Below are 26,203 nucleotides of genomic sequence, written 5' to 3'. Positions count from 1 at the left end.
CCCGGATGCCCCTGATATACTGAGCGGCTCTGCCATCAACTCCCACTTGATGCCATCCCCGTGAGCGCTCACCTGGCACTTTTTTCCAACTGGGGCCACAGGCTCGGCGTAGGCCTGCTATGGCTTATCGCTCGTCTGCCCGCGCCGCTCGTGCTGCGTCTGGGCGAGACGCTCGGGCCTGTTACCTATATTTTGGCCCGCCAGCGACGACTGATCATCCGTCGCAACCTCGAACTGTGCTTCCCTGAACTGGAGGCCCGCGAACGCGAGGCCCTGGTACGCTCCAACTTCCGTTATACCGGTCGCGGCTTTGCCGAACTGGCGCTGGCATGGTTCGGCGGACCACGTGTAGACAACATCCCGCTGCGCGTCCGCGGACTGGAGCATCTGGAGGAGGCACAGGCCGACGGGTCGCCTGTAATCCTGCTCTCGGGTCATTTCACGCCAATCGAGATCGCCGGCCGCCTGCTGAGTCGGCAAATCGACATGGCCGTGATCTACAAGCCCATGGATCGCCGGCCCCAGGCGGATGCCACCATGAGGCAGGGAAGGGCCAGGATCGGGCCCGTACTGTCCAAAGATGACCTGCGCGGCATCGTGCGCACCCTTCGTGATGGTCGACCCGTTTGGTACGCGGGCGATCAGAACTATCGCAGCCGACAGAACGTCTTTGCTCCGTTCTTCGGCATCCCGGCCGCCACCGTGACCGGACTCCCGCGTCTTGCGCGAATGAGCAAGGCACGTGTCGTGCCGCTTTTCTATCACGCCCTGCCCGGACACGAGGGCTACGAAGTGGTGCTCGGGCCGAAGCTGGAGAACTATCCCTCCGGAGACGATGAGGCGGACGCCGCACGTATGAACCAGATTATCGAGCAGGCCGTACGCGAACACCCGGAGCAGTACTTTTGGGCACACCGCCGTTTCAAGAGCCAACCGGACCCCGAGGTAGACATGTACCCCGGCGTCAAGGATCACCGCCGAGCCCGTCGCTCCGGGCGCCGCAAGTCTCACAAGTGAGCCGCAGCGACCATGCCCCGCGTACTACCCCTGACCAGCCCGCCCGAGTCCCTGTGCATCCTGCGCTTCTCGGCGCTGGGCGACGTGACTCACATGACACCGGTGGTCCGCACCCTGCAACACGAATGGCCGGACACCCGGCTGACTTGGGTCGTCGGGCGCGCTGAGCACGCTCTGGTAGGTGATATCCCGGATGTGGAGTTTCGGATCTTCGACAAGACGGCCGGCTGGGCCGGTTACCGCGAACTCTGGCGGCAACTGCGCGGCGAGCGCTTCGACGTGCTGCTGCACAACCAGTTCGCCATGCGCGCCAATATCGCCAGCCTGGGCATTCGGGCTGACCTGCGCCTGGGCTATGACCGCGCCCGTTCGCGCGATCTGCATGGTCTGTTCATCAACGCGCGCATCCCGCCGCACCCCGGTCAGCATGTAATCGACATTTATTTCAGCTTCATCGAGACACTGGGGATCCGCCGTCGCCACATGGTCTGGGACATTCCCGTACCGGAGGACGCCACAGCGCGCGCCCGCGACGAGATTCCCGACGACACCCCGACGCTGGTGATCAGCCCCTGCTCCAGTCACCCCCTGCGCAACTGGACCGCCGAGGGCTGCGCGCAGGTGGCCGACCACGCGTTTCGAACACACGGCCTGCAGGTACTGATTACCGGGGGGCCTTCCGAACTGGAGCGCCAAATGGGCGAGGCCACCCTGAAGCACAGCCAGTTCTCTCACCGGAGCCTGGTCGGGGCCACATCGATCAAGGAGATGCTGGCCATCCTCGGCCGCGCGACCGCCGTGGTCAGCCCGGATTCGGGCCCAGCCCACATGGCGAACGCGATGGGTACCCCAGTGATCGGCCTGTACGCCTGCACCAACCCGGGCCGTGCACGCCCCTACTACAGCGGACCGTGGTGCGTGGATCGTTACGATGAGGCCGCCCGACGGGAACTGGGCAAACCGGCCAGCGCGATCCGCTGGGGCACCAAGATCGAGCGACCCGGTGTAATGGAGCTGATCCGGCCCGAAGACGCAATCGAACGCCTGGATGCATTGATGGCAGCGGGCGCGCCCCGCGCCCGGCCGCCGATGGCCGCGGCTCAGTCGCCCGAGGACGCGCCCGCCTCATAACCGGCACGCAGGGCCACAAAGCAGGCACCGGTGTAGACCCAGCGGCTGCGAATCCGCAGGCGCTTCTCCAGGTCGCGGCGCAGCCGCTGCAGATTGGCCTCGCGCCAGTCCGGGTCCGTTCCGGCTCGATGCCGCCCACGATCCCAGTCGATGACGCTGACCCGTCCATCCGAGGCGATTAGGATGTTGCGGCTGTTCAAGTCCGGATGCCAGTGCCCGGCATCGTGGAAGCGCCGGATGCAGGCGCCCACCGCCCGCCACGTGGTATCCGAAACCCCGGCCTCGCCAAGGTTCTCATCCAGTGAACGCGCCCCCGGTACCCGCACCGTAATCAGATCGGCCGCATACAGCGGCCCGGAACGCACCACGCGCCCGGCCACCGGGCGCGGCACAGGCAGTCCTTCACCATACAGCCGGGCCGTGTAGCTCCACTCGCGCCAGGGACGGGTCTCGGCAAGACCCTGCCACAGGTAACGATCGCCCAGAATGCGCGCAACAGTCCCGCCACGCATGTAGTGGCGCAGCACCCATTGCTCGTCGGGATCGAAAGGGCTGCGGAAGAACGCCACACTGCCACGGCCACCGCCGCGGCCCGTCACCAGACCTCGACGCTCCAGCTCGCCGAAATCGAACCACCAGGATTCCGGGACGGCGGGCAGGGCCGCATCATGCAGCACGCGGACCCGCCCGCGACGCCAGTGGCGGGCTTCCACGCTCAGGCAGCCCGGCCGGCGGCCTCCAGCACCCCCCAGGGGGAACGCTCGGGCATATGACAGGCCTCGGGACGCACGTAGAAGGTGGCCACCAGCGCGTGCTGGCCGGACAGCGCCGCATGACTGACCTGGTCGGTCAGCACGCACCAGCTGTAATACGGCTCGAAGCTCAGTTCCGTACCACGCCCCGGGGCATTCTGGAACTCGTCGCTGTCCTTCATCCAGTTGTGCATGCGCCGCATCGCGCGATCGTAGGGCGAGGTATCACCGACCACTTCGAGCTGCGGAAGGTTAAGGGCCGACAGTGCACGCAGACTGCCCGTCCATGCGCGCTCCGCCAGCCCCTGGCGCAAGCGCGGTGGAGGGGCAATGCCGGCGGCGGCGCCGAACTGGCGATAGAGTTCGCCGAACTCCTCGGCCACCCGCCAGATGCGCGCCTCTTCCGGATTGATGTTGGTAAAGAAGCGCAACGGCCGCCATCCGTGAGTGGCTCCGGCCGGGAAGGCGTCCACATGCAAAAGTTCGTTGTTGGAGTGCCGCTTGATCACCCGGCCCTTCTCCTGCACCGGACGGAAGTTGATCTTGCGCGGGCTCCAGCCGCTGGTGAATTCCGGTAGCAGATGCCCCAGGAAGCCCTCCACCCGCTGGCCGTACTCGCGCAGGATACGGCGCACGCGCGCGCCTGCGTCGCCCTCATTCTTCAGGCCGCTGATAAAGTCTCCATGCGGGTGATAGCTGATGTTCTTCAGACTGAGCAGCCGCCCGACCTCGTCGCGCAGAAAGGCCAGGTCCTGCTCATCCGGCAGCGGCAGGCGTCCCGGCTCGAACAACAACACGTGCCCCTCCTCCAGCGAGCGCTCCAGGCGATCACCGGGGGTTTCATACTCGTCCGCGCGAACGCGATGCAGGGGCTGGCCACTCATGCTACTTCTCCGGAATCAATCGGCCTGATCGGCCGCGACCGCATCGAGGTAGGCGTGCACACCGTCCTCGATATCGTGAAATTCCAGGTCGCAGCCGGCCGCACGCAGCTGCGACAGATCGGCCTGGGTATAGCTCTGGTAGCGGCCCTTCAGGTGATCCGGGAACGGGATGTACTCGATCTCGCCGCGGCCGAACCAGTCGATCGTCGCACGCGCCATGTCGTTGAAGGTCCGCGCGCGACCGGTCCCGCAATTGTAGATCCCGTTGACCTCCGGATGTTCCAGCAACCACAGCTTCAGGTTCACGCAGTCACGCACATCAACGAAGTCGCGGCGCTGTTCGCCATCGGCGTAACCATCACAGCCCTCGAACAGCCGGACCGTATTGCCCTCGCGCAGCTGGTTGCTGAAGTGATGGATCACGCTCGCCATCCCGCCCTTGTAGCCCTCGCGCGGGCCGTAGACATTGAAATAGCGCAGCCCCACCACCTGGGCGGTCAGCTGATCCATGTGCCGGCGCAAATACTGGTCGAATGCGAGCTTGGAATAACCGTATGCATTCAGCGGGCGCTCGTGAGTCGGGTCCTCGCGGAAGGTGTCGTTACCGCCGTACACCGCGGCCGACGAGGCATAAATAAACGGGATACGTCGATCCTGGCACCAGTGGAACAGCTCGCGGGTGTAGGCGAAGTTGTTACGCATGATGTAGCGCCCGTCCCACTCGGTCGTCGCCGAACAGGCGCCCATGTGGAACACAGCCTCCACTGGCCCCAGGTGGGCATCGCCATCGACCAGGTCGCGGAAATCTTCCTTGTCGTGATAGTCGGCGATGATGCAGTCGGTCAGGTTCAGCGCCTTCTGCCCATGGGTCAGGTTGTCGACCACAATGATGTCGGTGCGACCCCGACGGTTGAGCTCCTTGACCAGATTGCTGCCGATGAATCCGGCACCGCCGGTAACAATAATCACGGGGACAACTCCTGAAAAAAGCTGGGGATGCGCCGCATTGTACGCGGCGCACGAAAGACGGGGAAAGCGTGGTGAGGGACGCCGGGTGTCAGGGCTCCGAGGGCTTGCGCATGCGTTCGATCATCGACGAGGTCGAGCAACCATCGAGGAAGTCGAGGATCTCCACGCGTCCGCCGTGTGCCACCACCGCATCGTGCCCGGCGATGTCCTTCGGGCGGTAGTCCCCGCCCTTCACCAGCCGATCGGGAAGGACCTCTCCGATCAGGCGCGCCGGGGTGTCTTCGGAGAACGGCACGACCCAGTCCACCGAGGCGAGCCCGGCGAGGACCGCCATGCGCTGCTCGACGGGGTTCACCGGACGCCCCTCTCCCTTCAGGCGGCGTACCGAGTCATCGTCGTTGACCGCCACAATCAGGCGGTCGCCCAGACTGCGAGCACGCTCCAGATAGGCGACATGCCCGGCATGCAGCAGGTCGAAACAGCCGTTGGTCATCACGATGCGTTCACCATGTACGCGAGCATCCGCCACGGCGTGCAGCAGCTCATCCTCGGTCAGCACCCCACGCCCGGTCTGCTCCTGATCCTGCAGGGCACGGCGCAGTTCCGCTACGCTGACTGTCGCGGTACCCAGCTTGGCCACCACGATACCGGCAGCAATATTGGCCAGGGCCATCGCCTGAGGCAGTTCCAGGCCGGTTGCCAGTCCGGCCGCCAGCGTCGCAATCACGGTATCGCCGGCCCCCGTTACATCGAACACCTCCCGTGCCCGGGCCCCCAGGTGCACTGGCACGGCGCCCGGACGAATCAGGCTCATGCCGTCTTCGCCCCGCGTCACCAGCAGCCCTTCGATCCCACAGTCCCGGGCAAGTGCCTCGCCTCGCGCGACCAGTTCGGTCTCGTCGGCGCAGCGCCCCACCACCGCCTCGAATTCGGTCAGATTGGGGGTGATCAGCGTCGCCCCACTATAGAGCGAGAAATCACGGCCCTTTGGATCGACCAGCACGGGGACTCCGGCGGCGCGGGCGGCCTGAATCAGGGGTTGGGGATCGCGCAGCGCGCCCTTGGCGTAGTCGGACAGGACGACGGCGCCGCAGTTGGCCAGCAGGGGCTCGACCTGTGGCAGCAGGTCGGCGGCGCGGGTGCCGGGGAAACCGTCCTCGAAGTCGAGGCGGATCAGCTGCTGGTGGCGGCTGATTACGCGCAGTTTGGTGATGGTGGCCGCCCCGGGCTGGCGGCGGAAGTGGCAGGCCACTCCCGCGCCCTCGAGCAGACCGGACAGTTCGGCCGCGGCCTCGTCCTCGCCGGTCACACCGACCAGATCGGCATGACCACCCAGGGCGGCAAGGTTCAGTGCGACGTTGCCGGCCCCGCCCGGACGCTGCTCGATCTCGCTCACGTGGACCACCGGGACCGGGGCCTCGGGCGAGATACGATCGGTGCCGCCGTGCCAGTAGCGATCCAGCATCAGGTCACCGACCACCAGCACACGGGCCTGATCAAACGGGGGCAGGGAGAGCTTCATCGGATGCGTGCGCGGGAACGCCCGGGGCGGGCACGATTCACCCCGGCGCAGATGCCAGGGCGCGGGCCCACGATGATCAGGCGTCGTCCTTCAGGATGAACTGGGTGCCACAGTACGGGCACTGGTAGCGGCCGTCCGGGGTCTCGTCGATCGGCAGGTAGACGCGCGGGTGCGAGGCCCATAGCGCCATCTTCGGCGTCGGGCAGTGCAGCGGCAGGTCTTTCTTGGTGACCGTGATCTCCGGCTGCGCGTTCGCGGTCTCGTACTGGTCCTGGTGATGAGCGGTATCGGGATTGACCATGGTTTTCGTCTCGCGTGTCAGAGGTAGGTCAGCCAGCCGTCGTGCTGACGGTCGCGGCCCTGTACGACATCAAAATAGCGCGATTGCAGGCGTTCGGTAATCGGCCCGCGGGTGCCGGAGCCGATCGGGCGGTCGTCGACCTCGCGGATCGGGGTCACCTCGGCGGCGGTACCGGTGAAGAAGGCCTCGTCGGCAATGTAGACCTCGTCCCGAGTGATGCGCTTCTCCACCACGCGCAGGCCTTCCTCCTCGGCCAGCGCGATCACCGTGCGGCGGGTGATGCCGTCCAGCGCGGAGGTCAGGTCCGGGGTGACCAGCACGCCATCGCGCACCAGGAAGATGTTCTCGCCACTGCCCTCGGCCACGTAGCCCTCGGTATCCAGCAGCATGGCCTCGTCGTAGCCGCAGCGGGTCGCCTCCTGCAGGGCCAGCATCGAGTTCATGTAGTTGCCGTTGGCCTTGGCCTTGCACATCGTCACATTCACGTGGTGCCGGCTGTAGGACGAGGTGCGGATGCGGATGCCCTTCTCCATGCCCTCGTCGCCCAGATAGGCGCCCCAGTGCCAGGCCGCGACCATCGCGTGCACATTGAGGTTGTCCGCGCGCAGACCCATGCCCTCGGAGCCGAGAAAGCACATCGGGCGCAGGTAGGCGCTCTCCAGGCCGTTGTCGCGGACCGAGGTGATCTGCGCGTCGTTCAGCTCGTCGGCCGAGTACGGGATGGTCATGCCGAGGATCTTGGCGGAGTTGAACAGGCGCCGGGTGTGGTCCTGCAGGCGAAAGATCGCCGGGCCGCGCTCGGTCTTGTAGGCGCGCACGCCCTCGAACACGCCCATGCCGTAATGCAGGGTGTGGGTCAGCACGTGGGTCTGCGCCTCGCGCCAGGGCACCATCTGCCCGTCCAGCCAGATCACCCCGTCGCGGTCGGCCATCGACATGTCTTGTATCCCTCTAGGCGTTCTTGTTGGCGACCGGATCCGGCGCGCCGAACAGGTCATTCCAGGTTTCGATTATGCGGTCGCGCACCGCCAGCAGCTCGTCGTCCGGCTCCTCGACCCGGGCCTCCCGGCCCGCCAGCGTCAGGCGATGGATGCGGTTGCGCAAATCCCGATAGGCATCCGCCAGCACCTCGCTCAGGTCCTCGCCGATCACGCCCTCGCGCCCGAGGGTCTCCAGCGTGCGGATCTTGTCCGGCCAGTTGCAGACGGCGGGATGGTCGTGGGCGGATACCAAAACCCAGTATTGAACCATGAATTCGATATCAGTGATACCGCCCCGATCGCGCTTGAGATGGAAGCCCTGGCCCTTTTTCGAGGCGTGCTCGGCCAGCATGCGCTGGCGCATCTCGACGACCTCCGCCCGCAGGGCATCGGTGTCGCGTTCGCGGGTCAGCACCTCGCGGCGCAGGGCATCGAACCGCTTGCCCAGCTCAGGATCACCGGCGACGAAGCGGGCGCGCACCAGTGCCTGATGCTCCCAGGTCCAGGCGGATTCGTCCTGATAACGCCGGAAGGCCTGCAGCCCGCTGACCAGCAGACCGGAGGTGCCGCTCGGGCGCAGCCGCGTATCCACCTCGTACAGCCTGCCGGCCGCGGTAAAGGCCCCCAGCAGATGGACCACGCGCTGCGCGACCCGGGCAAAGAACTCGGTGTTGTCGATCACCTTCGGCCCGGCGGTCTGCGCGTCCTCGCCCTCGGAATCATGCAGGAATACGACGTCCAGATCGGAGCCATATCCGAGCTCGAAGCCGCCCAGCTTGCCGTAGCCGATCACCGCGAAGCGCGCCGGGCGCAGGTCGTCGCCCTCGCCGCAGCGCGGCGCGCCGTGACGCTCGACCAGCTTGTCCCAGGCGAGCTTGAGCACCCGCTCGAGCATCACCTCCGCCAGCCAGGTCAGGTGGTCGGAGACCTTCATCAACGGCAGAAAGCCCATGATGTCGGCCGCCGCCACGCGCAGCGTCTGCACCTGCTTGAACTGGCGCAGGCGGTCCAGCATCTGCTCGTGGTCCTCACCCGGGAACTGCGCGAGCTCCGCCTCCAGTTCCTCGCGCATCCCGTCCCGGTCCGGCGGGGCATACAGGGCACGCGGGTCGAGCAACTCGTCCAGCAGGACGGGGAAGCGCGTCAGCTGCTCGCTGATCCAGGGGCTGGCCGCGACCAGCTTGACCAGCTGCGACAGCGCCAGCGGATTCTCGACCAGCAGCGACAGATACACCGAGCGGCGGGCGATGGTACGTACCATCTGAAGGGCGCGGGGCAGCACTGCGTCCGGGGCATCCATCTCGGCCAGGGCCCCGATCAGCAGCGGCATCAGACGATCCAGCCGTTGGCGTCCCGTGGTGCTCATCGCGCGCACGCCGGGGCTCTCGCGCAAATCCACGAGCCCCTCCAGGGCCGCTCCGGGGTCATCGAAGCCGAGGGAGGACAGGGCCTCGCGCGCCACGTCGTCGTCCAGCGAGCCCTGCCACAGGCGATGCAACTGCTGTTCGCGGTCCGCCTCGGGCGAGCTGTCCATGGACTCGGCATCGTCGCGCTGCGGGGCGGTAAACACCTGTTCGAAGTGCGCATGCACCCGGCGCTGCTCGCGCACCAGCGCCGCCTCGAAGGTCACCTCGCTGTCGAATCCCAGCGACAGGGCCAGGCGGGTCCGGTCGCCGGCAGAGCGCGGCAGACGGTGGGTCTGCTGATCGTTGAGCATCTGCAGGCGGTTTTCGACCCGGCGCAGAAAGCGATAACTGCGCTCCAGTTGGTCGACCGCGTAGCCCGGCAGCAGGTCGCGCGCTCGCAGCACCTCCATCACGCCCAGCAGGTCTCGCCGTTGGAGGGCCTGGTCGCGCCCGCCGCGAATCAGCTGGAACGACTGGGCGATGAACTCGATCTCGCGGATCCCGCCCTCGCCATGCTTGACGTCCTCGTAGCGCCCGCGCCGGGCGGACTCGTCGTTGATCATCTGCTTGAGTTCGCGCAGGTTCGCGAGCGTGCCGTAGTCCAGATAGCGGCGGTAGATGAACGGGCGCAGACGCTTCATCAGCGCATCCCCCGCGGCCGCATCGCCCGCCAGCGGACGCGCCTTGATCAGGGCGTAGCGCTCCCACTCGCGGCCATGCGCCTGGTAATAGTCCTCCATCGCATCGAAGTGCATTACCAGCGGGCCCGAGTCGCCGAACGGGCGCAGGCGCATGTCCACGCGATAGCAAAAACCGTCGGCGGTCACCTCGGACAGCGCCGCGATCAGGGCACGCCCCAGCTTCTGAAAGTACGCACCGTTATCCAGGACCCGCTCGCCATCAGTCTCGCCGGACTGGGCGTAGGCGAAGATCAGGTCGATATCAGAGGAAAAATTCAGCTCACCACCACCGAGCTTCCCGAGCCCCAGCACGACCAGCGACTGAGGTGCGCCGTCGGCCCCACGCGGCTGCCCGTGGCGACCCTGGTAGTGGCGGTCGAGCCAGTCCAGCGCGCCCTGGATCAGGCCCTGGGCAAGACGACTGAGGTCATGCATGACCTCGTCCAGGTCCGCGCGCCCTTCCAGGTCCCGCCAGGCGATGCGGATCATCTCGCGATGGCGCACCTCCCGCAGCGCGTGCTTCAGCGGCCCCTCGCCCTCGGCCTTCTCCAGCGCGGCGCGCAGCATCGCGGCAAAGGCGTCGTCATCCCGCGCGGGCACCCGCCCCTTGTCATCCAGGGTGTCGAGCAGATAGTCCGGATGCCGACCCACCGTCTGGGCGAGGTAATGGCTGAAGGCCAGCGGGCTGGCCGACTGACCCGACAGGCTGCCGGGCCAGTCGGCCTTTTCGCCAAGGTCCTGTAATAGGTGCTCGACCTCCTCGTCCAGGAAGGGGGGCAGGGCTTCGGGGGTATCGGGCAGGGGCTTGTCCATGGGCCAAGCTTAGGGAAACACTGATCAATTTACACACTCGCGTTGGTACCCCAGGTTTTCCGATACAAGGCGCGGTGCGCAGCCGGTAGTGGTTCTACCGGCAAGGGCCGCCACGCAGGATCGGGGAACCTGGGGTGCCAACCCCGAAGGGGCTCGGCCGCTTTTGCGCGCACACGGCGTTGCGGCTCCCTTGTGCAGAATGACTGCACGGCGGTCACCGCGCCTTGTTCGCACGCAAAAGCGACTCGAGCGCGAGTGTGTAAATTGATCAGTGTTTCCCTTAGGAAACGCCCACCGCCGTGCATACCCTCTCTTCCGCGCGGCTCAAAATCCCGCTCCGGCAGCAGAAAATCGTTGACAAGGATGAGAACACAAATAACAATCGTTCTCGTCTAATTTGATCAATGGAAGATTCAGTATGCCGTTTCGCCCCCTTTCCTGGCTGGTGATGGCCGCCGCGGCCGTGGCCGTCTCCATGCCCCTGGTCGGCTGCAGCCCGGCCGACGAAGATGAAGTGAACCTCTACTCGGCGCGGCAGGAGAATCTGATCCAGCCCCTGCTCGAGCAGTTCACCGAGGAGACCGGGATCAAGGTGAACCTGGTCACCGGCAGCGCGGACAGCCTGCTGCAACGCCTGCGCCACGAAGGGCGCAACTCGCCCGCGGACGTGCTGATCACCGTGGACGCCGGGCGCCTGCACCACGCCCAGCAGGCGGGTGTGCTGCAGGCTGTGGAATCCGACACGCTGGCCGAGAACATCCCCGAGCGCTATCGCGATCCCGAAGGCGAGTGGTACGGCCTGTCGCTGCGCGCGCGCCCAATCCTCTATCACAAGGACCGGGTCGATCCGGATGACCTGTCCACCTACGAGGCCCTGACCGACGAGCAATGGGAAGGTCGTATCTGCATCCGCTCGTCCGACAACGTCTACAACCAGTCGTTGGTGGCCGCGATGATCGCGACCGAGGGCGCGGAGGCCGCCGAGGCCTGGGCCGCCGGCATCGTGAACAACATGGCGCGCCGACCGCAGGGCGGCGACCGGGACCAGATTCGCGCAGTGGCCGACGGGGTCTGTGATGTTGCCATCGCCAACACCTACTACCTGGGGCTGATGCTCGACGGCGACGGCAGCGACCGCGATGTCGCCGAACAGATCGGCGTCTTCTGGCCCAACCAGGACGACCGCGGCACACACGTGAACATCAGTGGTGCGGGCGTAACGGCACATGCCCCGAACCGCGACAACGCCATCCGCCTGATCGAGTTTCTGACCTCGCAGGAGGCGCAACAGTGGTACGCCGAGGCCAACCAGGAGTACCCGATCCGGGATGATGTGCCGGCCAGCGAGATCCTGCAGGGCTTTGGCGAGTTCAAGTCCGACGACATCGAGCTGCACCTGCTGGGCGACAACAACAGCGAGGCAGTGCGAATCATGGACCGCGTACGCTGGCGCTGATGCCCTTCGGGCCCACGCGTTTCGCAAGCCCCCGGCTCCGTCCGGGGGCTTGCTGTTTCTGCGAAGCCTTTAATGGGGAAGCGGTCTTGGTGGTATTCGAAACAAGAACCTTTATTATTCGCACTCCATGAGCGCCCAGCCCTCCAACCCAGCCCTGCCCGCTACGCGAACCATTTCCCGGGGCCGGCCGCGACTGTCGTTCAGTCTGTGGTCGGTCGTGGCGATCACGGTGGCGCTGGTGCTCGCGCTGCCGGTGCTGGTGATCTTCGGGCATATATTCATCCCCGCGGGCGAGGTCTGGGAACACCTGCGCCAGACGGTACTGGCCGATTACGTCACCAACTCCCTGGCCCTGCTGGTCGGCGTCGGCATCGGAGTGCTGCTGATCGGCGTCCCGGTCGCCTGGCTGGTGAGCATGTGCGAGTTCCCCGGACGCAGCATCTTTCAGTGGGCGCTGATGCTGCCGCTGGCGATGCCGGCCTATATCATCGCCTACACCTATACCGGCATGCTGGACTTCTCCGGGCCGGTGCAGAGCCTGATCCGCGACCTGACCGGGCTGGGCTACGGGGAGTACTTCTTCCCCGAGATCCGCTCGCTCGGCGGGGCGATGGTCATGCTGATGCTGGTGCTCTATCCGTATGTGTACCTGCTCAGTCGCGCGGCCTTTCTCGAACAATCGGTCTGTGTGCTGGAGGTCTCGCGCACGCTCGGTCAGGGGCCATTCGGCGGATTTCGTCGCGTGGCCCTGCCGCTGGCCCGTCCGGCGATTATCGCCGGGCTGACGCTTGCGCTGATGGAGGTGCTCGCGGACTACGGTACGGTCGCCTACTTCGGCATCAGCACCTTTACCACCGGCGTGTTCCGCACCTGGTACGGGCTGGGCGACCCGGCCGCCGCCGCGCAGCTCTCGGCGGTGCTGCTGACTTTCGTTTTCATACTCATCGTGCTGGAGCGCTGGTCGCGCGCAAAGGCCCGCTTCCATCACACCAGCCGCCGCTACTCCACCCTGCCGCGCTATCGCCTGCAGGGCTGGAAGGCCGCGGCGGCGTTCACCGCCTGCCTGCTGCCGGTGGTGCTTGGGTTCCTGCTGCCCGCTGCCCAGCTCACGATCTGGGCGGCACAAACCACCGACCACTGGATGAACGCCCGCTTCGCCGAGCTGGTGTTCAACACCTTCTGGCTGGCGGTGGCCGCGGCCGTGATCGCAGTAGTCCTGGCCCTGGTGCTGGCCTACGCCAAGCGCATGCAAGGCGGGACCTTTACCAACCTCGCCGTGCGCGTGGCGGGCATGGGCTACGCGATCCCCGGCACGGTGATCGCGATTGGCGTGATGATCCCGTTCGCCGCCTTCGACAACGCCTTGGACGGCTTCATGCGCGACACCTTCGGGCTGTCGACCGGGCTGCTGCTGTCCGGCACCGTGTTCGCCCTGCTGTTCGCCTACGCGGTGCGCTTTCTCGCGGTCTCGCTGCAGACCGTGGAGGCGGGGCTGGGCAAGATCCAGCCGAGCATGGACGACGCCGCCCGTTCGCTCGGCATGCGCCCCCTGCAGACCCTGACCCGCGTACACCTGCCGATCATGCGCGGCACCCTGCTGACGGCGCTGTTGCTGGTCTTTGTCGATGTACTCAAGGAGCTGCCCGCGACGCTGATCCTGCGCCCGTTCGATTTCAACACCCTCGCGGTGCGCGCCTTCGAGCTGGCCGGCGACGAACGGCTGGCGGAATCCTCCAGTGCCGCGCTGGCCATCGTGCTGGTCGGGCTGGTTCCCGTTATCCTGCTGTCGATGACCATCGGTCGCTCGCGACCCGGTCAGGGCGCACCCGACCAGCGCCCGGACACCGAGGCCGACGCGCCACAGAAACCGCTCCCCATGCCCGCCGGTACGACCTGACATGACACAAGCCGCTACTTCCAACGCCGCCATCCAGGTCACCCATACGCCACTGCTGGAACTGGATGGCATCGACATCGGCTATGACGGCAAGGCTGTGGTGCACGGGGTCTCGCTGGCCCTGCCCGAGGGGCAGATCGGCTGCCTGCTGGGCCCCTCCGGCTGCGGCAAGACCACCCTGCTGCGCGCGATTGCGGGCTTCGAACCGGTGATGCGCGGGGCCATTCATCTGGGCGGGCGGGCCGTCAGCGAGCCCGGACACACGGTGCCCCCGGAGCGCCGTGGCGTCGGCATGGTGTTCCAGGATTTCGCGCTGTTTCCGCACCTGAGCGTCGCCGACAACATCGCCTTCGGTATCCGCGACTGGAGCCGCGATGCACGTACCGATCGCGTTCAGACACTGCTGAAGCTCGTCGGCCTGTCCGGATACGGCGAGTCCTATCCGCACGCCCTGTCCGGCGGCCAGCAGCAGCGCATCGCACTGGCGCGCGCCCTGGCGCCGAAACCCGCGCTCCTGCTGCTGGACGAGCCCTTCTCCAGCATGGACGTGGAGCTGCGCGGTGACCTGGCCCGCGAGGTGCGGCGCATCCTGCGTGCGGAGCACACCACCGCGATCCTGGTGACCCATGACCAGCACGAGGCCTTCGCCTTTGCTGACCGCATCGCGGTGATCCACCAGGGCCGCATTGCGCAATGGGATACCGCCTACAACCTGTACCACCGCCCAGCCGACCGCTTTGTCGCGGACTTTGTCGGCGAGGGCACACTGATCCCCGGCATGGTATGCACCGAGGACCAGGTCGACACGGCCTTTGGCGAGATCCAGGGTTCGATGTCCGAGCAGCTCCCGCCGGGCACTGCGGTGGACGTGCTGGTACGCCCGGACGATATCGCCATCGACAACGAACAGGGCACGGTGCAAACCGAGATCCTGGACAAGGCCTTCCGCGGGGCTGACTTCCTCTACACCCTGAGGCTCCCCGACGGGATCAGCGTGCTGTGCATCGCACCCAGCCACGACAACTTCGTGATCGGCGAGCATGTTCGCCTGCGCCTTGACTTCACCCATCTGGTGGTGTTCTCGCGCGGGAGCGGAGTGGACTGCCCGAGCGTCTGAACCCAGGGGAGACACTGACGTGATCCTTGTCGGGAACTCACGTCCGCGGCAAGACACTGATAGGGGCGCCCCCTTTTCCCAAAGCCCTGCGGCTTCCCGCTATCATCGATCCATGACCCTTCTTCCTCGCCCGCATCCATTTTCCCTGCTGCATGCGCATGCGGTTCGGCGGATGAGATGGATCGGGATTCTGCTGGCGCTGCTGGCATTCCCCCTGGCGGCCGACGAGGACAATGGCCCGGTACCGGGCCTGGTGCTGGAGGGCGGCACGGAGCTCCAGCGCGAGAACATTCGCAACAGCCTCAACCTGGCGCGTCAGCCCTGCGACCTGCCCGGCTTTCGCGAGCGCCGCCTGCTACGCGATATGGAGGAGCGAGCCCGCAATGCCCTGCGCGCCGTCGGCCACTACGATGCCGAACTGGACCTGAGTCTGGAACGCGACAACGACGGCTGCTGGGACCTGCACCTGACGTTCGATCCCGGCCCTCCGACCACAGTGGAAACCGTCGACATCCAGGTCACCGGCGAGGGGGTCGGCGATCTCGCGTTCGAGGCCGTACTCAGCCAGACCGACATCCAGGAAGGCGATGTCCTGCGCCATGACCGCTACGACACCCTGCGCAATCGCATGACGCGGATTGCGGCGGATCGCGGCTATTTCGACGCGGACCTGCACACCCGCCGCCTGGAGGTCGACCGCGAAAACCGCACCGCGACCATCCGCCTGCACATGGACACCGGGGAGCGATACCGCATCGGCCGGGTCACGCTGGACCAGGACATCCTGGCGCCAGAGTTCGTCGAGCGCATGATCCCTTTCGAGGAGGGCGACCCCTACAGCTCCTCGCAGATCATCGCGCTGCAGCGAAACCTGAATGACTCGGGGTACTTTTCCGGCGTACGGGTACGCCCCCTGCGTGACGAGGCCGAGGACCGCCACGTCCCGATCGTGGCCGAGTTCGAGCCTCGTCGGCGGCACAGCTACGAGGCCGGCATCGGCTACTCCACCGATATCGGCCCGCGCCTGCGCTTTCGTTTCGAGAACCGCTATGCCAACAAGCGCGGTCACCGCTATCACGCGGAGCTGGAGGCCTCCCCGGTACGCTCCGGTGTGGGCTTCAACTACGCGATCCCGCTGCGTGACCCGCTGCGCGAGCAGCTGAACCTGTTCACGACCTACCGCACCGAGGACACCGATTCCCAGCAGTCGGACCGCTTCCAGATCGGGGCCAACCGCGTGCTGCAGCGAACCGGCGGCTGGCAAACCACCGAGGGCCTGCGCTACGAGTACGAGGACTACACCGTCGGCGAAGAGACGGATCGCAGCCGCCTGCTGATCCCGTCTTACCGCATCGGCCGCATGGAGGCGGACGACCCGATGACCCCACGCCGCGGCTACCGCTTCGACATCACCGTGCAGGGGGCCCAGGAAGAGCTGCTATCCAGCACCTCGTTCGCTCAGGTGCTGGCCAGCGGCAAAGTCGTACGCGCCATCGGCCCGGGACGGGTCCTGGCCCGCGCCGATGCCGGATTCACCGAGGTGGATTCGGTCCACGAACTACCCAGTTCCCTGCGCTTTTTCGCCGGCGGGGACGCCAGCATCCGCGGCTACGGCTACCAGAAGGTCGGCCCGACCAACGAGGACGGCGACGTGATCGGCGGGCGCCACAAGGTGGTCGGCAGCCTGGAGTACGACATCCCGGTTCGCGGCAACTGGAGCGCCGCCGCCTTTGTGGATGCAGGCAACGTCGTCAACGAATGGACCGAGTTCGACCCGGTCTACGGCGTCGGCGTGGGCGTGCGCTGGCGTTCGCCCGTGGGACCGATCCGCGTCGACATCGCCCACGGCCCGGATTCCGATGACGACTTCCGCATCCACTTCTCCATGGGGCCGGACCTGTGAGGCGCCTGGGCAAGACACTGCTGTGGCTGATCGGCGGGGTCCTGCTGCTCCTGGTCCTGGTGATCGGGAGTTTGGTCGCCCTGCTCGCCTCCGAGAGCGGCACGCGCTGGCTGGTCGAACAGGCCGAGCAGCACGCCCCAGTGGATCTGCGCATCGAACGCGTGGAGGGCACGCTGTTCACCGAGCTCGCAATCCACGGTCTCTACCTGTCCCTGCCGGACGGCCCCCGCATCGAACTGGACGAGGGCCGCCTGGGCATCGACGCCCGCGCCGGCCTGCGCGGTGAGCTGCGGATCCCGGTTGTACATGCGACCGGGCTGCTGATCGACCTGCCACCCGAGGCGATCGATGACGACGAAGAGCCCTTCGAACTACCCGATGCGATCCGCCTCCCATTGGCCGTGCAGCTGGAGGATGTCCTGCTGAGCGACCTGCGGGTCTACCGCGAAGGCGAGCCGCTGGTCACCATCACGCAGATCGCGGCCCAGGCCCGCGCCAGCGGCGCCCTGATCGAACTCCAGCACCTCGACCTGGACATGCCGGAGATCCAGGCACGATTACAGGCGCGGGTCGAGACTGAAGGTGGCTACGCGGTGAACGCCGAGGGCACCTGGACCGCGCCCCTGCCGGACGCCGTGGCCGAAGGCCTCGACACCAACGAGGCACAGGGGCGGCTGGAGCTGGACGGACACCTGCGTGAGCGCCTGCGGCTGCATCACGCCCTGAGCGCCGGCATGGATCTGACCCTGCAGGCCGAGGTGGTCAATGTGCTGGAGGACCCGCGCTTCGACATCGAGGCCACCTGGACCCCGTTCGCCTACCGTCTCGCCCCGGACCAGACCGCGCATCTCGCCATGGGACGGCTCCATGCCTCCGGCGAGCCCGACGACTGGTCGCTGGGCCTGGATGGCGGCGCCCGGCTGGACGACATGCCGGCAGTCGAACTCGTGCTACAGGCCCATGGTGATTTGTCCATGGCCGAGATCGAGTCACTGAGGCTGGATTCCGAGGCCGGACGCCTGGCGCTCGCCGGACCCATCCGCTTCGACGAGGTCCTCGACTGGGACCTGCAACTGGCGCTCGACGACCTCGACCCCGCCCCCCTGGGTCTGGAAATGGACGCCGGCCTGGAACGCCTGCGGGCCACCCTGCGGGGCCGCCTCCCGCTGGACAGCGAACAGATACCGCTCGCGGCCCTGGAAGCCGCGATCGACATCGACGAGCTGCGAGGCCACTTCGAGGACCACGCCCTGACCGGACAGCTGGGCCTGACGCTCGCGGACGGTACGGCCCGCCTGCGCGAGAGCGAACTCAAGGTCGACGAAGACGCCCTGACGGCCGCCCTCAGTGGACAGGTCGCGGGGCTGGGCGGGGACCTGTCCGATCCGGGGCACGCGCTGGATCTCGAAATGGATCTGGCACTGACCGCACCGGATCTCGCGCGCCTGCAGGAAGAGTTGGAAGGTCACCTGGATCAGCTGCGCATCGCCGTGTCCGGCCGCTATACCCCCGCCTCGGGACAGCTCCAGGCCCAGCTGCGCCTGGACCCCCTGCGGGCTGAAAGTCATGGCATTGGCGTGACCGGCGACGGGCGCGTGGACCTGACCGAGAGCGGCGCCCGGATCGATCGCCTGCGCCTGGCGATGGACGACGGCGGGCGCCTGGATCTGGCGGGAGACGTGGGCTGGGCCGAGGGTCTCGACTGGGACCTCGCACTGCAGGCCGAGGCATTGGACCCGGCCATCATCACACCCGAGGCACCCGGCCGCCTCGACCTGACACTCAGCACCCGCGGCGGGCAGGCCGAGGACGGCGTACTGCATCTGCAGGCCGAACTGGAGCGCCTGACCGGCACCCTGCGCGAGCAGCCGGTCGAAGGGCGCGGCCGAGCCGAGCTGGAAGGCGATGCCCTGACGGTCGAACAACTGGAGCTGGCGCTCGGCGCCAACACCCTGAGCGCACAGGGCCGCTGGACCGAGGTGCTGGATTTCCGCCTGCGGGTAGATGCCCCGGAACTGCAGCAGCTATGGCCCGACCTTGCGGGACAACTGAACCTGGATGCGCACGTCACCGGGTCTCCCGAGGCGCCACAGGTAGCGGCCGAAGGCGACGGTGCCGGCCTCCGGCTGGGGGATATCGCGCTGGCGCGGCTGCAGCTGAACGCCGAGGCCGGGCTCGCGGAAGACACCCCCGCCCGGCTGGACCTGCGGCTGGAGGACCTGGAACCGGCCACCGGGATCCACCTGGCCGACGTGCACCTGAGGGCCTCGGGGACCGTCGACGACCATCGCCTGGATCTGGACGTGGATGGCCGGGAACTGGGTACGCTGGCACTGGCGATGGCGGGGGGCTTCGACCTCGACGCCACGCACTGGAGCGGCCGGCTGACCCGCCTGGACCTGACGCAACCCCAGGCGGGCGACTGGTCGTTGCCGTCCCCGGTCGGCCTGGAAGGCGGCCCGGAGTCCGCAGACCTCGAGCGTCTGTGCCTGGCCCGGGAAGGCGGGCGCATCTGCGCCGAAGGTCGCTGGCAGGAGGCGACAGGCGGAGACTTCAGTGCACTCCTGGAGAACCTGGAGCTTGGCTGGCTGGAGCCCCTGTTGCCGCCTGAACTGGGCATCGAGGGGCAGATCAATGCCGAGGCCAGCGGCCGCCTGGATGGGCAGGGGCGCATCGACGCGGATCTGGCCGTACGCCCGACGGATGGGCGCCTGATGGTGCGCGACGAGGATGGCGAGTTGCAGGATGTGCCCTACCGGGATGTCCATCTCGATGCGCGGGTACGCGACCGCGACGTGGATGTCGATTTTCGACTCGGCTTTCTCGATGGCGGTATCGCACGGGCGACACTCGAACTACGTCCCGACGGCGACGATACGCGCATCGATGGCGATTTCGAGGCCCGCCTCGATGATCTGTCCTGGATTGCGGCGGCAAGCCCCGACATTCAGCGCCTTCGCGGCGTGCTCGATGCCCGGCTGACCTTCGGCGGACGCCTGGATGCCCCGCTGGTCGAGGGCGCTGTGCGCTTTAGCGACGGGGGTGTGCTGATCCCGGATGCCGGGATCGACATCCTGATCCCCGAGGTCAACGCCAATGTCGTCTCCGCCGAGGAGATGACCCTGGACGGGCGGCTGGAGTCAGGCGATGGCGCCATCGACCTCGCGGGTCGCGTGGACCTGGGGGACGATGGACCACGTGCCGAGATGCAGCTGCGTGGAGAAGACTTCCTCGCCGTGAATCGGGTGGACGCCGAGGCGACGATCACACCGGACCTGGAGCTGGTGTTCACCCCCGAGGATGGCATCCGCGTGCGCGGGGAGGTGCTGCTGCCCTGGGCACGGATCCGTCCGCCGGACCTGCCCCCGGGCGCGATCCGCGTCTCCGGAGACGAGATCATCCTGGGTGAGGAACTGGAAGAGGCGCAGGCGCTGAAGACGGATATCCGCATCCGTATACGCCTGGGTGACGACGTGCGCTTTGACGGCCACGGGCTTACTGCCCGCTTTGCCGGCGAGGTGGATGTCGAGGAGATTGCCGGGCGCCCCACCCAGCTGTTCGGGGAGATTCGCATCCCCGAGGGGCGCTTCAATGCCTACGGACAGGATCTGCGAGTCGACCGCGGCATCCTGCTGTTCCAGGGGCCTGCGGAAACACCGGAACTGGACCTGCGCGCCGTGCGCACGGTACGCGAGTACAACGTAACGGTGGGCCTCGAGATCGGCGGGACCCCGGACAACCTGCGCTCGAGGGTGTTCTCGGAACCCGCGATGGACGAGACCGAAGCCATGGCCTTCCTGCTGACCGGACGGCCACTCTCGGGGGCGTCGGAGTCGGACGGCAACATGATCGCGTCGGCGGCCGCGGCCTACGGCCTCGAACAAAGCGCGCTGATCACCCAGCGGATCGGGACGGAACTGGGGCTGGACGAGGTTACGATTGATACTGAAGGCGGTATCGAGGAGAGCGCCCTGACCCTGGGGCTGTATCTGTCCCCGCGCCTGCTGCTGCGCTACTCGGTGGGCTTGTTCGACAATACCTCGCGGGTGTTGCTGAGCTACGAGCTCAGCCGGCGGCTGACACTGGAGACCTCCTCCGGCACCACCGAGCAGACTGTAGACCTGATCTACCGGATCGAACGCTAAGCCCGAACCAGGCTCCGGGGCCTGTCAGGATCGCTCCAGCTTCTTCGCGCGTTCCGACCTCTGGTGCGTCTATCTAGCTCGATTCCCCGTTGTGGCGGATAGCCTGCTGAATGCGCTGACGGATCTGGCTGCGGTAGAGCTGCTCGTTGGGGATACCGACTAGCGGCTGGCCCACCGGATTGCCCTCGGCGTCAAAGGCCATGATGGTCGGGACCACACGCGCCCCGTAGGCACGGCCCAGCTCGTGACCGCGGCGCACCTCGCCGTCGAAGTCGCGCACCTCGTCACGGTTGAGGATGACCTTGCGAATGTGGATACCCTCGTAGCTCGCATCCTCGCTCATCGGACCCAGGTGCTGGTGTTCCGCCCGATCACAATAGGGACAGCTGTCGGAGGCGAACATGATCAGGGTCGGCTTGCCGTCCCCGTTCTGCACCAGGGACTGCAGATCCGTGGCCCGCTCGATCCCATGCGCGGAGGCGGCGCCAGACAGCAACATGCCCCCGAGCATCAGGACGATCGTCAGGCCGACCAGACGGATGCCCTTGTGTAGCTTGAGCGTATGCAGATTCATGATCAGTAAGGTCCTCCGGTTTTGGAGTTAGTCTAGGACGGAAGGCTTAACCGGAACTTAACGCGCCCCCGCGCCGCAACCACATAACCAGGGCTCCAAGACCCTTCATAAAAAAGGCCCCGCCGAGGCGGGGCCTGATTCCCGGACCATCGGACGAACCGATGGCCGGATACCGACAGCTATAGAGACCTTAGTCGGCGCGCTGACGCACGTCGGAGGTCACTTCCACGCGACGGTTGGCCTCGCGGCCTTCGCGGGTGGAGTTGTCGGCGGTCGGGCGGTCCTCACCGTAGCCCACGGTACGGATGTCGTCTTCACGCACACCTTCGCTGGCCAGGAAGTCGGCCACGGACTGGGCGCGACGCTCGGACAGGCCCTGGTTGTAGTCGGCCGGGCCGATGGTGCAGGTGTGACCTTCGACCAGCACCGAGCTGTACTCGGCGTCGTCGGCGGTCAGGCTGCGGGCCAGTTCACGCAGGGCATCGCGGCCTTCCGAACGCAGTTCGGCGCTGTCAAAATCGAACAGGGCCTGGGCGCTCAGCGTGGTGGTTTCAAACTCGGGCTCGGGCTCGGGCTCGGGCTCGGGGGCCGGATCCGGCTCGGGGGCCTCCGCGGTTTCCTGGATGTAACCGGCGCACTCGGAATGACGGACGTTTTCCGGTGCCCAGGAACGGGTGCGCACGCACTCGCCAGAGCGATCCATCACGACATTACCGCTGCGGTCGGTGACGTTGGCCGCCGGCGGCTCCTGAGCCACTGCCTGGCTCGCGGTACCGATCAGCAGCGTGGCCACGGACGCGGCCAGAATATTCTTAACCAGCTTGTGATTCATGTTCATAGCCTCCTTGTAAAAACAAACGACGACTGATCAGAGACAAGCGCGTTGCCGAACGGTTGACTCCCGACCGGAATCTGGAGCAGCGAGCGCCAAGCCCTCTACAGCAGCTTGATAGTGGCACATGCTTTCCGGTTTTGCACGCATTCCAGCCAAGAATTGTATCGGCATCACAACGTTGTCACATTAAGGAAACACCTGCCTGTGATCAGGCGACTCCCTTCTTCTGTCTGATCAGGGCAACTACCTGCCCATCAAAACGCCGACCTTACCTAGAACCTTGTTCCCTTAAGGACACACAGATTACTTGTGGGTTCCGATGTACAAGAACAGGGTGGCGCGATCCAGACAAAAAGACCCCGCCGCAGCGGGGTCTCCTGTTGCTTGGCGTCACAAAAGGCCGAGCGGCTTACATCATGCCGCCCATGCCTCCCATACCGCCCATACCACCCATGTCGTCCATGCCGCCACCGGCACCGCCGTCGTCCTTCTTCGGCAGCTCGGCCACCATGGCCTCGGTGGTGATCAGCAGGGCGGCCACGGACGCGGCGTTCTGCAGCGCCGAGCGGGTCACCTTGGTCGGATCCAGGATGCCCATATCGATCATGTCGCCGAACTCGCCGGACGCGGCGTTATAGCCGTAGTTACCCTTGCCTTCCAGGACCTTGTTCAGGATCACGGAGGGCTCTTCGCCGGTGTTGTAGACGATCTGGCGCAGCGGCTCTTCCATCGCGCGACGGGCGATGTTCACGCCGGCGGTCTGCTCGTCGTTGTCACCCTTGAGCTTGGCGATCGCCGCACAGGCACGCAGCAGGGCCACGCCACCGCCGGGGACCACGCCTTCTTCAACCGCCGCACGCGTGGCGTGCAGGGCATCCTCGACGCGGGCCTTCTTCTCTTTCATCTCGACCTCGGTGGCAGCACCGACCTTGATCACCGCCACACCACCGGCCAGTTTGGCCACGCGTTCCTGCAGCTTTTCCTTGTCGTAGTCGGAAGTCGCTTCCTCGATCTGGGCACGGATCTGGTCGACGCGGGCCTTGATGTCCTTGTTCTGACCCATGCCGTCGATGATCGTGGTGTTTTCCTTGGTCACCTGCACCTTCTTGGCACGACCCAGGTCTTCCACCGTGGTCTTCTCCAGCGACAGGCCGACCTCTTCGGAGATCACCTGGCCGCCGGTCAGCACGGCGATGTCCTGCAGCATGGCCTTGCGGCGGTCGCCAAAGCCCGGGGCCTTCACGGCGGCAACCTTCACGATGCCGCGCATGGAGTTCACCACCAGCGTGGCCAGAGCCTCGCCCTCGATGTCCTCGGCGATGATCAGCAGCGGCTTGTTGGACTTGGCCACACCTTCCAGGATCGGCAGCAGATCACGGATGTTCGAGATCTTCTTGTCGAACAGGAGGATGTAGGCGTCGTCCAGCTCGGCGCTCATGTTCTGCTGGTTGTTGATGAAGTACGGCGACAGGTAGCCGCGGTCGAACTGCATACCTTCCACGACATCCAGCTCGTTCTCCAGCGAGGAGCCTTCCTCGACGGTGATCACGCCTTCTTTGCCGACCTTGTCCATCGCATCGGCGATGATCTCGCCAATCGCGGTGTCGGAGTTGGCGGAGATCGAGCCGACCTGAGCGATCGCCTTGTGCTCGGTGCACGGCTTGGACAGTTTCTTCAGTTCCTGGGTCGCGGACTTCACGGCCTTGTCGATACCGCGCTTCAGGTCCATCGGGTTCATGCCAGCGGTGACCGCCTTCATGCCTTCACGGACGATGGACTGAGCCAGCACGGTCGCGGTGGTGGTGCCGTCACCGGCGGCGTCGGAGGTCTGCGAGGAGACTTCCTTGACCAGCTGGGCGCCCATGTTCTCGAACTTGTCATCCAGTTCGATTTCCTTGGCCACGGACACGCCGTCCTTGGTGACAGTCGGGGCGCCGAAGGCCTTGTCCAGGACCACGTTGCGGCCCTTGGGACCCAGGGTGACCTTCACGGCGTTGGCCAGGGTGTTCACGCCCTTGGCCATGCGGGTGCGGGCGTCGTTACCAAAACGGACTTCTTTAGCACTCATGTCTCGTTCTACTCCTGCAAAAAATGGGGATAGGGGCGGATCCGCGGGGCTTAGCCCTCGATCACGGCCATGATGTCGTCTTCGCGCATCACCAGGACGTCTTCGCCTTCGACCTTGACCTCGGTGCCGGAGTACTTGCCGAACAGCACCTTGTCGCCAGCCTTCACGTCCAGGGCGCGGACTTCGCCGCTTTCCAGGATCTTGCCGTTACCGACCGCAACCACTTCGCCGCGAATCGGCTTTTCGGCCGCCGAGTCCGGGATCACGATGCCGCCGGGGCTGGTGCGTTCTTCTTCCATACGCTTCACGATGACGCGATCGTGCAAAGGCCGCAGGTTCATGGTGCGAACTCCTTATATCGATGTTCTTAACAGGTTGGAGGATGTCGGGTAGGCGCCCTGTTAGCACCCACCCCGAACGAGTGCTAATAATAGGGGCACACCAAGCCGAGTCAAGGGCGCGGGGAAGGAGAATTCTCAGCGGCGGTCGTCGTGGTCCAGGCGATCATCGGGCGCGGACTCGTCACCGGCGTCGTGGCGACGGAACTCCCCCTCGATCGGGCCGCCCGGCCCGGCCGGACCCGAGCCACTCGTGCGTGCCCGGATCATGCCCCGACGCAGGATGCCCTCGGCCGCCCAGCGCCGCAGCGGCGGCACCAGCAGCACAAAGCCCGCCGCGTCGGTGAAAAACCCGGGCAACAGCAGCAGGACCGCCGCCGACATCAGCAGCCAGCCCTCGACCAGCCCGCGCGCAGGCATCTCGCCGCGGGCCAGGCTCTGCTGCAAGCGGCGCCAGTGGTAGAAGCCCTGCAGACGAAACAGCAGCAGACCCGCCGCGGCCGTCGCGATCACCAGCGCCACCGTGGCGAGCGCCCCGACAGCGTCGCCCACCCAGGCAAAGCCGAAGATCTCGAGCAGTACCAACCCGAGAAAAACAAACAACGGGAGGAAGGGGCTGCGCATGAATAACGGGTTCCATAAAAGAAGAGCAGAACATTGGAACACGCCCCCAAACCGCTGTCGAACAGCCCTCTCAGGGGGCATGCCACCAACGCTCGCTTCGCTCTCTTTTCCTTGCAACCGAGAGGGAATTGAGGGACGCTCTGGCCCGTCTTAACTGTGAACGTCTTCAGAAATCCGGAGCCCAGCCGCATGAGACCGCGCCGCATCATTTCCCTGCTCCCCGCCCTGCTGGCGGCCTTGCTCCTGCTGCTCCCGGGATTGGGCAGCGCTGGCGTGGAAGACCCTCGCGATCCGAACCACCACTTCTTCGACCCGACCTTCGGCGACTTCCAGGAAGAACTGGAAGAGGCCCGCGAGGCCGGCAAGAAAGGCATCCTGCTGTTCTTCGAGATGGATGACTGCCCGTTCTGCCACCGCATGAAGAATCAGGTCCTGAATCAGCCGGAAGTGCAGGAGTTTTACAAGGACCGCTTCCGCATCTTCGCGGTGGATGTCGAAGGCTCGATTGAGGTCGTCACCTTCGAGGGCGATACCAAGACGATGATGGACTTCGCCACCCGCGATTTTCGGGTGCGTGCAACGCCGGTATTCCAGTTCTTCAACCTGGAAGGCGAACCCATTGCTCGCTTCACCGGGGCTACCCGGGATGTCGACGAATTCCTGCTGCTGGGCGAATTCGTCGCCGAAGGGCATTACGAAGACGGGAATTTCACCCGCTTCCGTCGCGAACGCGCTGGACGATAGGTACCCCGATGCATCCAGCACATGCGGCGCGCCGGCAAGCGCGGCGT

General features: G+C 66.1%; 20 protein-coding genes. 8 read left to right on the top strand and 12 right to left on the bottom strand.

All coding sequences use genetic code 11. The features are described from left to right. Positions 1–54 precede the first annotated feature (54 nt). Positions 55–1,017, top strand: a complete 963-nt coding sequence (locus tag F466_RS0103745) for a lipid A biosynthesis acyltransferase (RefSeq protein WP_026296409.1) — start codon at positions 55–57, stop codon at positions 1,015–1,017. Positions 1,018–1,029: 12 nt separating this feature from the next. Continuing rightward, positions 1,030–2,148, top strand: coding sequence for a glycosyltransferase family 9 protein (locus F466_RS0103740; RefSeq protein ID WP_018993479.1), 1,119 nt, complete (start codon positions 1,030–1,032; stop codon positions 2,146–2,148). On the opposite strand, the gene F466_RS0103735 is transcribed toward F466_RS0103740, so the two are convergent. From F466_RS0103735 to glnE, 7 genes are all read right to left on the bottom strand, one after another. Continuing rightward, positions 2,118–2,861: a 3-deoxy-D-manno-octulosonic acid kinase gene (locus F466_RS0103735; RefSeq protein ID WP_018993478.1), complete on the bottom strand. Its 744-nt coding sequence runs from the start codon at positions 2,859–2,861 to the stop codon at positions 2,118–2,120. The genes F466_RS0103740 and F466_RS0103735 overlap by 31 nt on opposite strands. Before the next feature lie 2 nt (positions 2,862–2,863). Beyond that, positions 2,864–3,784, bottom strand: coding sequence for a Kdo hydroxylase family protein (locus tag F466_RS0103730; protein ID WP_018993477.1), 921 nt, complete (start codon positions 3,782–3,784; stop codon positions 2,864–2,866). Between the two features lie 15 nt (positions 3,785–3,799). Next, positions 3,800–4,753 (bottom strand): ADP-glyceromanno-heptose 6-epimerase, encoded by a 954-nt coding sequence (gene rfaD, locus F466_RS0103725; RefSeq protein ID WP_018993476.1) that lies wholly within the window; start codon positions 4,751–4,753, stop codon positions 3,800–3,802. 88 nt (positions 4,754–4,841) lie between these two features. Further along, the gene (gene hldE / locus F466_RS0103720; protein ID WP_018993475.1) at positions 4,842–6,275 is read right to left on the bottom strand and encodes a bifunctional D-glycero-beta-D-manno-heptose-7-phosphate kinase/D-glycero-beta-D-manno-heptose 1-phosphate adenylyltransferase HldE; all 1,434 of its coding nucleotides are present in this window, start codon (positions 6,273–6,275) and stop codon (positions 4,842–4,844) included. A 76-nt stretch (positions 6,276–6,351) separates the two neighbouring features. Then, a complete protein-coding gene (locus F466_RS0103715; RefSeq protein WP_018137983.1) occupies positions 6,352–6,576 on the bottom strand; it encodes a zinc-finger domain-containing protein in 225 nt (74 codons plus the stop codon). Between the two features lie 17 nt (positions 6,577–6,593). Next, a complete protein-coding gene (locus F466_RS0103710; RefSeq protein WP_018993474.1) occupies positions 6,594–7,514 on the bottom strand; it encodes a branched-chain amino acid transaminase in 921 nt (306 codons plus the stop codon). Positions 7,515–7,527: 13 nt separating this feature from the next. Then, complete coding sequence (gene glnE, locus F466_RS0103705) at positions 7,528–10,455, bottom strand: bifunctional [glutamate--ammonia ligase]-adenylyl-L-tyrosine phosphorylase/[glutamate--ammonia-ligase] adenylyltransferase (RefSeq protein WP_018993473.1); 2,928 nt, start codon at positions 10,453–10,455, stop codon at positions 7,528–7,530. Positions 10,456–10,873: 418 nt separating this feature from the next. On the opposite strand from glnE, the gene F466_RS0103700 reads away from it, so the two are divergent. The 5 genes from F466_RS0103700 to F466_RS0103680 all read left to right on the top strand — a co-directional run bounded on the left by F466_RS0103700 (position 10,874) and on the right by F466_RS0103680 (position 20,973). Then, positions 10,874–11,911 carry a Fe(3+) ABC transporter substrate-binding protein gene (locus F466_RS0103700; protein WP_018993472.1) on the top strand — a complete coding sequence of 346 codons (1,038 nt, stop codon included), beginning with the start codon at positions 10,874–10,876 and terminating at the stop codon, positions 11,909–11,911. A gap of 127 nt (positions 11,912–12,038) precedes the next feature. Beyond that, entirely contained in the window at positions 12,039–13,808 is a 1,770-nt protein-coding gene (locus F466_RS0103695; RefSeq protein ID WP_051075324.1) for an iron ABC transporter permease, read from the top strand. Between the two features lies 1 nt (position 13,809). After that, the gene (locus tag F466_RS0103690) at positions 13,810–14,925 is read left to right on the top strand and encodes an ABC transporter ATP-binding protein (protein WP_018139064.1); all 1,116 of its coding nucleotides are present in this window, start codon (positions 13,810–13,812) and stop codon (positions 14,923–14,925) included. A 172-nt stretch (positions 14,926–15,097) separates the two neighbouring features. After that, positions 15,098–16,828, top strand: coding sequence for an autotransporter assembly complex family protein (locus tag F466_RS0103685; RefSeq protein ID WP_018139063.1), 1,731 nt, complete (start codon positions 15,098–15,100; stop codon positions 16,826–16,828). Next, on the top strand, positions 16,825–20,973 hold the full coding sequence (locus tag F466_RS0103680) for a translocation/assembly module TamB domain-containing protein (RefSeq protein WP_018993470.1): 4,149 nt from the start codon (positions 16,825–16,827) through the stop codon (positions 20,971–20,973). Before F466_RS0103685 ends, F466_RS0103680 begins: the two co-directional genes overlap by 4 nt. 73 nt (positions 20,974–21,046) lie before the next feature. Here F466_RS0103680 and F466_RS0103675 read toward each other — a convergent pair whose 3' ends face one another. From F466_RS0103675 to F466_RS0103655, 5 genes are all read right to left on the bottom strand, one after another. Next, positions 21,047–21,547 carry a thioredoxin fold domain-containing protein gene (locus tag F466_RS0103675; protein WP_018139061.1) on the bottom strand — a complete coding sequence of 167 codons (501 nt, stop codon included), beginning with the start codon at positions 21,545–21,547 and terminating at the stop codon, positions 21,047–21,049. 190 nt (positions 21,548–21,737) lie between these two features. Further along, positions 21,738–22,379, bottom strand: a complete 642-nt coding sequence (locus F466_RS0103670; RefSeq protein WP_018993115.1) for an OmpA family protein — start codon at positions 22,377–22,379, stop codon at positions 21,738–21,740. A 412-nt stretch (positions 22,380–22,791) separates the two neighbouring features. Then, a complete protein-coding gene (groL, locus tag F466_RS0103665) occupies positions 22,792–24,450 on the bottom strand; it encodes a chaperonin GroEL (protein ID WP_018649196.1) in 1,659 nt (552 codons plus the stop codon). Between the two features lie 50 nt (positions 24,451–24,500). Further along, positions 24,501–24,791 carry a co-chaperone GroES gene (groES, locus tag F466_RS0103660; protein WP_018139058.1) on the bottom strand — a complete coding sequence of 97 codons (291 nt, stop codon included), beginning with the start codon at positions 24,789–24,791 and terminating at the stop codon, positions 24,501–24,503. Between the two features lie 135 nt (positions 24,792–24,926). Beyond that, positions 24,927–25,412: an FxsA family protein gene (locus tag F466_RS0103655; RefSeq protein WP_018139057.1), complete on the bottom strand. Its 486-nt coding sequence runs from the start codon at positions 25,410–25,412 to the stop codon at positions 24,927–24,929. Positions 25,413–25,601: 189 nt separating this feature from the next. Between F466_RS0103655 and F466_RS0103650 the strand changes: the two genes are divergently transcribed. Beyond that, positions 25,602–26,156, top strand: coding sequence for a thioredoxin family protein (locus tag F466_RS0103650; RefSeq protein WP_018139056.1), 555 nt, complete (start codon positions 25,602–25,604; stop codon positions 26,154–26,156). The last annotated feature ends 47 nt before the right edge of the window (positions 26,157–26,203 follow it).

This window comes from Thioalkalivibrio sp. ALgr1, from assembly GCF_000378285.1.
Taxonomy (GTDB): domain Bacteria; phylum Pseudomonadota; class Gammaproteobacteria; order Ectothiorhodospirales; family Ectothiorhodospiraceae; genus Thioalkalivibrio.
The sequence above is the reverse complement of the archived record's forward strand: the minus strand, read 5'-3'. Positions and strand labels throughout refer to the sequence as shown.